The 10,019-nt window shown below is 75.0% G+C and carries 8 protein-coding genes; 2 read left to right on the top strand and 6 right to left on the bottom strand.

Annotation, left to right across the window (positions count from 1 at the left end; translation table 11 throughout):
• Positions 1 to 14: 14 nt before the first annotated feature.
• Positions 15 to 1,250, bottom strand: a complete 1,236-nt coding sequence (locus ABD901_RS32135) for a hypothetical protein (RefSeq protein ID WP_345132432.1) — start codon at positions 1,248 to 1,250, stop codon at positions 15 to 17.
• 96 nt (positions 1,251 to 1,346) lie between these two features.
• Between ABD901_RS32135 and ABD901_RS32130 the strand changes: the two genes are divergently transcribed.
• Entirely contained in the window at positions 1,347 to 3,212 is a 1,866-nt protein-coding gene (locus ABD901_RS32130) for a tetratricopeptide repeat protein (RefSeq protein ID WP_345132430.1), read from the top strand.
• Positions 3,213 to 3,259: 47 nt separating this feature from the next.
• On the opposite strand, the gene ABD901_RS32125 is transcribed toward ABD901_RS32130, so the two are convergent.
• The 4 genes from ABD901_RS32125 to ABD901_RS32110 all read right to left on the bottom strand — a co-directional run bounded on the left by ABD901_RS32125 (position 3,260) and on the right by ABD901_RS32110 (position 7,726).
• On the bottom strand, positions 3,260 to 3,415 hold the full coding sequence (locus ABD901_RS32125) for a DUF6131 family protein (protein ID WP_345132428.1): 156 nt from the start codon (positions 3,413 to 3,415) through the stop codon (positions 3,260 to 3,262).
• 75 nt (positions 3,416 to 3,490) lie between these two features.
• Positions 3,491 to 5,443 carry a VWA domain-containing protein gene (locus ABD901_RS32120; RefSeq protein WP_345132426.1) on the bottom strand — a complete coding sequence of 651 codons (1,953 nt, stop codon included), beginning with the start codon at positions 5,441 to 5,443 and terminating at the stop codon, positions 3,491 to 3,493.
• A 2-nt stretch (positions 5,444 to 5,445) separates the two neighbouring features.
• On the bottom strand, positions 5,446 to 6,855 hold the full coding sequence (locus ABD901_RS32115; RefSeq protein WP_345132425.1) for a sigma 54-interacting transcriptional regulator: 1,410 nt from the start codon (positions 6,853 to 6,855) through the stop codon (positions 5,446 to 5,448).
• A 19-nt stretch (positions 6,856 to 6,874) separates the two neighbouring features.
• Positions 6,875 to 7,726, bottom strand: a complete 852-nt coding sequence (locus ABD901_RS32110; protein ID WP_345132423.1) for a LysR family transcriptional regulator — start codon at positions 7,724 to 7,726, stop codon at positions 6,875 to 6,877.
• A gap of 71 nt (positions 7,727 to 7,797) precedes the next feature.
• Between ABD901_RS32110 and ABD901_RS32105 the strand changes: the two genes are divergently transcribed.
• The gene (locus ABD901_RS32105; RefSeq protein WP_345132422.1) at positions 7,798 to 8,463 is read left to right on the top strand and encodes a type 1 glutamine amidotransferase domain-containing protein; all 666 of its coding nucleotides are present in this window, start codon (positions 7,798 to 7,800) and stop codon (positions 8,461 to 8,463) included.
• Here ABD901_RS32105 and ABD901_RS32100 read toward each other — a convergent pair.
• The gene (locus ABD901_RS32100; protein WP_345132421.1) at positions 8,450 to 9,985 is read right to left on the bottom strand and encodes an MFS transporter; all 1,536 of its coding nucleotides are present in this window, start codon (positions 9,983 to 9,985) and stop codon (positions 8,450 to 8,452) included. The two genes, ABD901_RS32105 and ABD901_RS32100, sit on opposite strands and share 14 nt — an antisense overlap.
• Between the last annotated feature and the right edge of the window lie 34 nt (positions 9,986 to 10,019).

Raw genomic sequence — 10,019 nt, 5'->3', positions numbered from 1 at the left:
GCCATCCCCGCAGGTCACTGCGGTGGCGGCGGCGGCCACCCAGGCGCCGGCGGCGCGGCGGGCGGGCTGACCGGCGGCCCCGAAACCGGCGGACCGGCGAACTGCGGCGGCCCCGAAACCGGCGGACCGGCGTACTGCGGCGGTCCCGAAACCGGAGGCGGACCGGCGAACTGCGGCGGAGCCGAAACCGGCGGCGGACCGGCGAACTGCGGAGGAACCGCGCCGGGAGGCGCAAAAGGCACATTCGGAACGGGCGCCGGCACCGCATACCCTGCGAACGGCATCGGCGCGGGTACGACCGGCGCGGGCGCCGTGACCAGGGGCGACACGCGGCGGCCGATGAGCTCGATCAGCCAGATCGCGAAGAGGCCGACCAGCGCGCAGATCGCGGCCGTCAGCGTCATCACCCACGAACCGGCCCCCTTGAGCAGCTCCCACTGCCACAGGAAGTCGACGATGACGACGCCCAGCGCCACCCCGAACACCCCGGCCCGCCGCCCGAACGGGCTCACCGCGCCCAGCAGCACCGCCGCCAGCCCGTCGACGAGCAGCCCGGTGTCGAAGGGCTGCGCCGCCGAGATGTACCGCGTCTGCAGGATGCCGGCGACCGCGGCGAGGACCGACGAGCCGGTGATGCCGACGAGCGCGCCGAGGAGCTTCGCGACGCTGAACGCGCCCGCCTCCCCGCCGGCCGGGCGGTTCGCCGACAGCAGCCGTCGCACGGCCGGCACCGCGAACAGCACCCCGCCGAGGATCGACAGGACGAAGAACGCGACCGCCCACGGCACGTAGCTGCCCGGGACGCCGGGGTCCTGGAGGCGGATCACGCCGCCCGTGGCCTGCCCGATCAGGATCGCCTGCACGACGAGGCCGGCCGAGAACGTCACCACCCAGCCGGGCAGGCCCGTCAGGCCGGTGATGAGCGCCATCGCCAGGCCGAGGCCGAGGACGGCGAGCAGCGCCAGCAGGATGCTGTCCTGCTTGGCGTAGATCACCCCGGCGAGCGCGGCCAGCTGGCCCACGGCGAGGTTCGGGGTGCCGGTGCGCAGCGACAGGGCCAGGCCCAGCGCGGCGAAGCCGGTGAAGGCCATCGTCGACCAGGCGCCGCCGCGGCCGAACACCTCGGAGTTCTGCAGGTACAGGCCGATGGTGACGCCGACGGCGACCAGCAGCAGGACGGCTTCCCAGATCAGGTTCGGCAGCAGCTCCCGGACCGGGCGAGCCGGTGGGGCGGCGCTCACGTCGCTCATGGCGGGCAACATATCGCGCATCGCCAAAGGTCGCTCCCATTGCACACCCGACGCGCCAGGGCACCGAAACCGGGCGGTTCGCACTACCCTCACGCCGTGAACGACGAACGCCCCGCGCGCGGCGGGCGGCGCGACGAGGACCCGACCGCGCGGGCGCACGCCGAGCTGGACCTGGCCCGCGCCGCGCTCGCCGAGGGCGATCTGGCCCACGCGGCCGGGCACGTCGCCGGGGCGATCGCCGCGGCGCCCGGCCTGCCGGAGGTGCACGAGCTGCTCGCGGCGCTGAGCGCCCGGGCCGGCGACGAGGGCGCGCTGGAGCTGTTCCCGGTCGAGCAGCCGGCGTTCATCGGCACCGTCGTGGCCCGGGCGCACCTGCAGGGCCGCCACGACCCGATCGGCGGGCTGCGGATGCTCGCGCAGGCGACCCAGTTCAACTGCTCCCAGCCGTGGGCGGACGTGAGCTGGGTGCGGCACCTGGAGCCGCGCCGCCTGGACCCCAACGAGCTGGCCCGGCTGTTCGTCGCGGTGATGTCGAGCCTCGGCGACCCGGCCGAGGCGCGGGTGGCGAAGGCCAACGAGGTGTACCTCGACCTGGCCCGCCGGGCCACCGCCGCCCACCCGGGCAGCGCGCTGCTGCACGGCGCCGCGGCCGGCCTCGCCCGCCGGTTCACGGCCCTGGCGCCGGCGGCCCTCGCCGACGCGGTGCGGTGGGGCGCGCACGGCCACCGGCTGCGGCCCGACAAGCTGACCTCGGTCTGGTACGCGTATGCGCTGAAGGCCGACGGCCGCCTCGACGCCGCACTGCAGGTGATGCGCCAGGCCTGGCAGGCCGAGCCGGGCGAGGTCGACCTGTGCGCCGACATGGCCAACTGGCTCGCCGAGGCCGGCCGCGCCGACGAGGCCCTGGACCTGCTGGACACCGCGATGCGCACCGAGCCGGACTACGACTGCGCGGTGCACACCGCGGCGCGGCTGCGCTTCGAGCGCGACGGCGACGTCGCGCACCTCGTGGGCCTCGTCGACTTCATGCGCGAGCACCCGCTGACCAGCCACGAGCACACCGACCTGGCCGGGGCGTGCCGTGGCCGGCCGTGGCTGGCGATGGTCGGCGGCCCGGCCGAGTCGGTGATCAACCTGCTGCACCAGATCGAACGGGACCGCCGGGCACACCTCGAGGGCACCGCGACCGTCTCGGCCCTGGAGGTGCCCAGCGCCCTCGCCGTCGTACGGCGCGAGCTGCCGGGCCTGCGGCTGTCGATCGAGGGCGGCCCGCCGCCGGAGATGGTGGGACCGCAGCGCCCCGACGGGCGGGTGCTGTGGCGGTACGACGGGATGCTCGCCCGCCCGGCCGTGCCCCCGCCGTCGGCGCGGGCCCTGCAGCTGCTCGGCGGCCTGGTGTGGCCGTTCTGGCCGGACCCGGTCGCCGCCTACGACCAGGCACTGCCGCTGGGCCAGCTCGGCGCCGAGGAGCTGCTGTCGCTGCTGGTGCACCCGCCGGCCGGCACCGACCCGAAGCTGCCCGACGGTGCGTGGGAGCGGGCCTCCCAGGTGTACGCCTGCCTGGGCCTGCTGCACTGCGAGGAGCTGCGCGCCGGCGCCGAGCCCGGCGACACCGGCCGCTCGCGGGAGCTGCTCACCGCGATCGCGTTCGGCGTGGAGGACTGGACCACCGAGGCGGCGCTGTTCGCGCTGGTGGTGGCGGCGTGGCTGGACCCGGGCTGCCGGGAGGAGGTGCGCGGCGTCGTCGGGCGGCGCTTCCTCGACGCGATGCAGCAGTCACGCGACCGGGTGGTGACGATCCGGGAGTCGCTGGGCGAGCTGGCGCTCATCACGCCGCAGATGGTGCCGGAGGTGTCGGCGCTGGCCCGCGAGGTGCTCAGCCGCCGGGAGGAACAGCGGGCCGGCCCGCCCGATCAGACGGGCGAGCCGGCCAGAAGACGTCGCTGGTTCGGACGCAGGTGAACTGCTTGCGATGCAGGTGAACTGCTTGCGATGCAGGTGAACCTGCGTCACCAGTAGTGGCGGCGACCGGCCAGGGGGCGGCCCATCGCGCCGAGAATCCACAGCACCGCGCCCACGATGAGCAGGACGATGCCGATCGTCTCGATGATGCCTACGTGCAGGAACAGGCCGACGAGGAAGAGGATCAGGCCGAGGATGATCATGTGTGCTCCCCTGGGGAAGAGGTACCGATCTACGTTGATCTGGTACCCCTCGCCCCATGGTTGCCAAACACGGGATCACCCGCGGCGACCCCGGCGGGCGCGGATGTAGTCGGAGATCACATACCGGCCGAGGTCGTCCGGGTCGGGAGTGAAGACCCGGCCGCCGTTGCGGCGGGCGACCGCGTCGACGAAGCGGCGCAGGCCCGGGTCCTCGCCGAGCATGAACACGTTGAGCACGGCGCCGTAGCGGGTCAGCTGGTCGACCTCGTGCACGGTCGCGGCGACGGTCTCGCGGGTCGAGGGCCACATGAAGGTCGAGGTGCCGTCGTCGAGCAGGTGCGCGGTCGGCTCGCCGTCGGTGACGACGAGCACCACCGGGTCGGAGGACGGGTGCCGGCGCAGGTGCCGGCCGGCGAGCTTCAGCGCGTGCTGCAGGTTGGTGCCCTGCACCATGTCGGGCTCGACGGCGGCGAGCTGCTCCTGGCTGAGCGTCATCGCGTAGCGGCCGAAGCCGATGATCTGCAGCGCGTCCTGCGGGAACCGGGTCGCGACGAGGTGCGACAGGGCGAGCGCGGCCTGCTTCATCGGGCCCCACCGCCCGTCGGCCATCATCGAGAAGGACAGGTCGACGCAGAGCGCGACGGCGGCCGACACCCGCCGCTCCGTCTCGGCGATCTCGAAGTCCTCGACGTCCAGGGCCAGGGGCAGCGTGGCCGCTCCCCCGGCCGCCTGGCGGCGCACGGCGTTGCCGATCGTGCGCACGACGTCGAGGGCCTGCTCGTCGCCGTACCGCCACGGTCGAGAGGCACCGGTGAGCTCACCGGCGGCGCCGGCGTCACGCAGGTCGTGCTGGCCCTGCCGGCCGGCGTGCAGCTGCGCGAACACGGTCCGCAGGGCCGTGCCGCCGAGGCGGCGCAGCGCCTTGGGGCTGAGCGTCAGCCCCTCCGCGCCGCGGGTCACCCAGCCCTGCCGGCGCAGCTGCTGCTCCAGCTCGCGCAGCCGGCGCACGTCGTCGGCGGCGGAGCGGCCCAGCTGCCGCTCGACCGCCTCCACGTCCACGTCGTCGAGGGTCGCGCCGGGGTGTTCCTGGCCGAGCTGGTCGATGAGGTCGTCGAGGTCGCCGATCTCCTCCAGCGCCCCGGCCGCCTCGCCGTAGCCGAGGTCGCGCTCGCCGCGGACCCGCTCGCCCCGGCCCCAGTTGAGGTTGGGGCGCAGCGCCCGCAGGTTGTCGCTGAGCTCGGCCATCTGCCCGGCGAGGTCGCCGAGGGACTGGGCCATGAGCTGCTCGAGCTCGGCGCGCTGCTGCGGCGACAGGGAGCGCATCATCCGCTCCCCCGCCGCCGCCCGCCGGGCCAGGGCGTCGATGAGCTCGTCGACGTTGGCCGGCTTCTCCGGGAAGAAGTCGCCGTGGCGGTTCATGAACTCGGCGAACTGGTCGTCGGTGTTCTCGCCGCGGGCGTGGCGGGCCAGCAGGGCGTTGAGGTCCTGCAGCATCTCCCGCATCGCCGCCTGCGCCTCCGGGTCGCGCAGCGCGCGCTGCATGCCCTGGAAGCGCTGCTCGACGACCTCCTGGCGGAGCTGGTCGAGGATCTGGTTGTACAAACGCCGGGCTTCGTCAGATGTCCAGTTGTATTCGGACAGTTCCGATACGGCCTGCGCGGTGGAGCGCGGCAACGCGTCGAGCTGCGCCTCGGCGAAGCGGGCCTCGTCGGTGTCCAGCCGCGCGAGCGTGTCGCGCTCCTCGGCGAGGGCCTGGTCGAGCAGCTGCTGCGCGCGGGTCACGGCGCCGTCGAGCTGCCCGCGGCGCATCGCCTCGCGGCGCATGCGGCGGGCCCGGGCGAGCAGGTCGTCCAGGCCCCGCCCGCCCTGCGGGCCGCGGCGCAGCAGGTTGCGCAGCGCCTCGCGCAGGCTGCCGCCGTCGAGGACCTCGGCGCCGACCTGGTCGACGGCGGCGCGCACGTCGTAGGGCGGCGCGAGCGGGTCGGGCCCGCCGCGCCACGCCCCGTAGCGGAACCTGTTGTGCGGCACGGTCAGCCTCCGTAGACGGTGCGGCCGTCGTCGGTGAGGTCCTTCGACAGCCGCCGGGTCAGATGCAGCCCTTCGAGGGCGAACTCGACGCCGGCCGCGGCCTCGCCCCGGCTGGGCGCGTCGCCGAGGCCAAGCCGGTCGAGGACCTTGGCCAGGCCCGGCACGGTGCCGACCTGGCGCAGGATCTCGTCGGCGCCGGCGAGCTCGCCGGTCTCGACGACCTGGCCGTCGGCGACGAGGTCGGTGAACCCGGACAGGTCCAGCCCCGCGAGGCGGCTGCGGAACGTGTCCGCGGTCGCGGTGCGCAGCAGGTGGGCGAGGATCTCGATCTCGCGGCCCTCCTCGCCGCTGTCGAACTCGACCTTGCCGCGCAGGGTGCTGGTGACCGACTCGGTGTCGCCGATGCGGGCCACCGGCAGGTCCTCGCCGAGCATGCCGGCCCGGCGCAGCGCGGAGGCGGCGACGGTCTCGGCGGCGGCGATGGCGAAGCGGGCCGACACGCCGGAGCGGGCGTCGACGGCCGGCGACTCGCGCACCGCGCGCGTGAAGCGGGCGAGGACCTCCACGACGTGGTCGGGGACCTGGGCGACGAGGCGGGCCTCCTGCCGTACCAGATCCATCTCCAGGTCGAGGTCCAGCGGGTAGTGCGTGCGGATCTCGGCGCCGAAGCGGTCCTTGAGCGGCGTGATGATGCGGCCGCGGTTGGTGTAGTCCTCGGGGTTGGCGCTGGCCACGAGCAGCAGGTCCAGCGGCAGGCGCAGGTTGTAGCCGCGGACCTGGATGTCGCGCTCCTCCAGGACGTTGAGCAGCGACACCTGGATGCGCTCGGCGAGGTCGGGCAGCTCGTTGACGGCGAAGATGCCGCGGTTGGTGCGCGGCACGAGGCCGAAGTGGATGGTCTCCGGGTCGCCGAGGGTGCGGCCCTGCGCGACGCGGATCGGGTCGACGTCGCCGATGAGGTCGCCGACGCTCGTGTCCGGGGTGGCGAGCTTCTCGCCGTAGCGCAGCGACCGGTGCAGCCAGTCGACGGGCAGGTTGTCGCCGGCCTCGGCGGCCAGGCGCCGCGACGCGGGCGTGATCGGCTCGTAAGGGTGCTCGTTGAGCTCGGAGCCGGCGATGACCGGCGTCCACTCGTCCAGCAGCGAGATCAGGCCGCGGATCACGCGGGTCTTGCCCTGCCCGCGCTCGCCGAGCAGGACCATGTCGTGCCCGGCGAGGATGGCCCGCTCCAGCTCGGGCAGGACGGTGTCGTCGTAGCCGACGATGCCGGGGAAGCGCGGCTCGCCGCTGCGCAGCCGGTCGAGGAGGTTCTCACGCAGCTCCTCCTTGACGGTGCGGAACCGGTGGCCGGCCGCGCGGAGCTCGCCTACCGTGCGGGGAAGGTCCAGGGGCTGGTCTGGCGTCACAGTCACGGTTTGAACCTAGCGCGCGTCAGAAGCTTTTTGCCGCCGCAAGCATCCGGGCCCGGACCGTGGCGACGGCCGGGCTCGCCGCGCCGGCACGGTGCGCGAGAAAGAGCGTGTTCAGCGGCGGTACCTCGGGAGCGTGCAGCGCCACGAGCCGCCCGGCGGCGAGGTCGGCCCGGCACAGGTACTCCGGCAGCACGCTGAACCCGGCGCCGGCCCGCACCGCGGCGAGCACGGCGTGCAGGTTGGGCACGACGAGGTCGGCGGTGCGGGTGGCGCGGGTGTCGAAGACGCTGCGCCAGTACCGCCGCACGATCGGCAGCTCCTCGGCGTAGGCGACCAGCGGCGCCTTGTGCACGTCCGGGTCGCATCCGGGCGCGGCGACGAGCACGAACTCCTCGTCGTAGAGCGGCTCGGCGACCAGCCGCCGCTGCCGGGGCCGCCCGGTGAGCACCGCGAGGTCCAGGGCGCCGGACTCGAGGCCGCGCACGAGGTCGTCGGAGAGCCCCAGCGTGACCCGCAGCCGCAGCCCGGTGCCGCACAGCGGGGCCAGCGCCGGCAGGACCAGCTCGGTGAGGAACTCGGCGGCGCCGCCCAGGTGCACGGTGCCGGTGGCGCCCGCGGGCGTCGGCGCGACGACGGTCTCGAGCTCGTCGAGCGCGCCGGACACCTGCCGGGCGAGCAGGTCCGCGACGGGCGTCGGCGCGACGCCGCGCGGCTGGCGCACGAACAGCTGCCGCCCCAGCGCCGCCTCGAGCGCCCGGACCTGCCCGGTGACGGCCGGCTGCGACAGCGACAGGCGCCGCGCCGCCGACGTCACGGAGCCCTCGCGGTAGACGGCGAGGAAGGTGCGCAGCAGATCGAGCGACAGAGCCATAAGATTTTCTATCGTACCGCGGGTGCTTCCGCATTGGTCGTGATGGCACCCGGTGGGCCAGCCTTGGCCGCATGTCCACGATCCTCATCGTCCTGACCAGCCACGCGACCCTCGGCGACACCGGCCGCCGGACCGGCTTCTACGTCTCGGAGGCCGCCGAGCCGTGGCGCGCGTTCACCGCCGCCGGCCACGCCGTCGAGCTCGCCTCGCCCGCCGGCGGCACGCCGCCGTCCGACGGCGACTGGGACGGCTTCGACGACTTCCGCCCCGTCGCCGGGGCCGGCACGATCCCGCTGTCCGCCGCCGACCCGGCCCGCTACGACGCGGTGTTCCTGGCCGGCGGGCACGGCACCATGTGGGACTTCCCGGGCTCGGCGGACCTGTCGGCCCTCGTCGCCGCCGTGTACGCGGGCGGCGGCGTCGTCGGCGCGGTCTGCCACGGCCCGGCGGGCCTCACCGAGGTCGTGCTGCCCGGCGGGACGCACCTGCTCGAGGGCCGGGAGGTGGCCGGGTTCACCGACGAGGAGGAGGCCGCCGTCGGCCTCACCGCCGTCGTGCCGTTCTCCCTGCAGCAGCGCCTGACCGAGCGCGGCGCCGCGGTGCGCACCGCGCCCGCCTTCGCGGCGCAGGTGGTCCGCGACGGCCGCCTCGTCACCGGCCAGAACCCGGCCAGCGCCGCCGGCGTCGCCGAGGGCGTCCTGGCGGCCCTGGCCGGGCGGGAGGTCACCGCGGGCTGAGCGCCTCCTCCTCGGCGGCCGGCGACGGTGCGCTCAGCGCCGGCACGTGGCGCAGCATCCGCAGCGTCACGGCGGCCAGGCCCACCAGGACCACGGCGCAGACGGCGGCGACGACGTGCAGGCCGGAGGTGGCGGCGGCGAGGGCGGCCGCGAGCAGGGCGTCGGCCGCGGCCTGCGGCAGCCCGGCGGCCGCGCCGGTCGCCGCCGTCACCGTGTCCCGCGCACCGGCGACGGCCGACGGCGGCAGGCCCGCCGGGAGGTCGAGCGTGGCGCGGTACACGGCCGTGCCGAGGCTGCCCAGCAGGGCGATGCCGAGGGCGTAGCCGAACTCGCCGCTGACCTCGTTGAGCGCGCCGGCCGCCCCGGCCCGCTCGGGCGGGGCCGAGCCGAGCACGATGCCGGTGGCCAGGGTGACCATCGGGCCCATGCCGATGTTGGAGATCACGAACGCGACCACGATCGGCAGCGGCCCGGCCGCCGGCGGGATCGTCACCACCAGCGCGGCGCCGGCGGCGGACAGCAGCAGGCCGCCGGCGATGAGCCGGCCGGGCCGGAAGCGGCGGGCCAGCAGCGGCGAGACCTGGAAGCTGGCGGCGCTGGCGATCGCGGCGGGCAGGATCCACAGTCCGGCGTCGCGCGGTGACAGTGCGTCGACGAGCTGCAGGTGCTGGGTGATGAAGACCATCATCGCGCCGGTGACCATCGTGCCGGCGAACATGCCGCCCAGCGCCGCCGCGAAGCCCCGGTCGGCGAAGAGGCGCAGGTCGAGCAGCGGGTCGGCGAGGGTGCGCTGGCGGCGTACGAACACGGCGGCCACGGCCAGGCCGAGCACCAGGGCGGCGACTGGCAGGGGGCGCCAGCCGTCGCGGGCGAGCTCCTTGATGCCGTAGACGACCGGCAGGATCGCGGCCAGGGACAGCCCGACGCTGGGCAGGTCGAAGCGGCCGGCGCCGGGGTGGCGCTGCTCGGGCAGCAGGACCGGGCCGAGGATCAGCAGCAGCACCATGGCGGGCACGCCGAGCAGGAACGCCGAGCCCCACCAGAAGTGCTGCAGCAGGAATCCGCCGACGACCGGGCCGATGATCGCGCCGCTCATGAAGCACACCATCCACACCCCGATCGCCAGGCCCCGGCGGCGCGGGTCCGGGAACAGGCCGCTGATGAGGGCGAGCGAGGACGGTGCGAGGGTGGCGCCGGCGATGCCGAGGGCCGCGCGGGCGGCGATGAGCATGACCGGGCCGGTGCTGTAGGCGGCGGCGATCGAGGCGGCGCCGAACGCGGCCGCGCCGAGCAGCAGCAGGCGGCGCCGGCCGATGCGGTCGCCGAGCGTGCCCATCGTGATCATGAACCCGGACAGCAGGAAGCCGTACACGTCGAGGATCCACAGCTGCTCGGTGCTGCTCGCGTGCAGGTCGGCGCCGATGCGCGGCAGGGCCAGTAGCAGCACGAACACGTCGATGGAGACCAGCAGGGCGGGCAGGGAAAGCACGGCGAGGCCGAGCCAGGCAGAACGCTTCGTCATGCCAACCGGTCGGACCCGCGCGGCCGCATTCGAC

The organism is Dactylosporangium darangshiense, from assembly GCF_039537565.1.
Lineage (GTDB): Bacteria > Actinomycetota > Actinomycetes > Mycobacteriales > Micromonosporaceae > Dactylosporangium > Dactylosporangium darangshiense.
This window is presented reverse-complemented; position numbering and strand designations above follow the sequence as displayed.

What these genes read in the sequence shown, in the direction of transcription:
- ABD901_RS32100 (WP_345132421.1), bottom strand. Translation starts at nt 9,985, where the DNA reads ATGACGAAGCGTTCTGCCTGGCTCGGCCTCGCCGTGCTTTCCCTGCCC.
- ABD901_RS32125 (WP_345132428.1), bottom strand. Translation starts at nt 3,415, where the DNA reads ATGATCATCCTCGGCCTGATCCTCTTCCTCGTCGGCCTGTTCCTGCAC.
- ABD901_RS32110 (WP_345132423.1), bottom strand. Translation starts at nt 7,726, where the DNA reads ATGGCTCTGTCGCTCGATCTGCTGCGCACCTTCCTCGCCGTCTACCGC.
- ABD901_RS32105 (WP_345132422.1), top strand. Translation starts at nt 7,798, where the DNA reads ATGTCCACGATCCTCATCGTCCTGACCAGCCACGCGACCCTCGGCGAC.
- ABD901_RS32135 (WP_345132432.1), bottom strand. Translation starts at nt 1,250, where the DNA reads ATGAGCGACGTGAGCGCCGCCCCACCGGCTCGCCCGGTCCGGGAGCTG.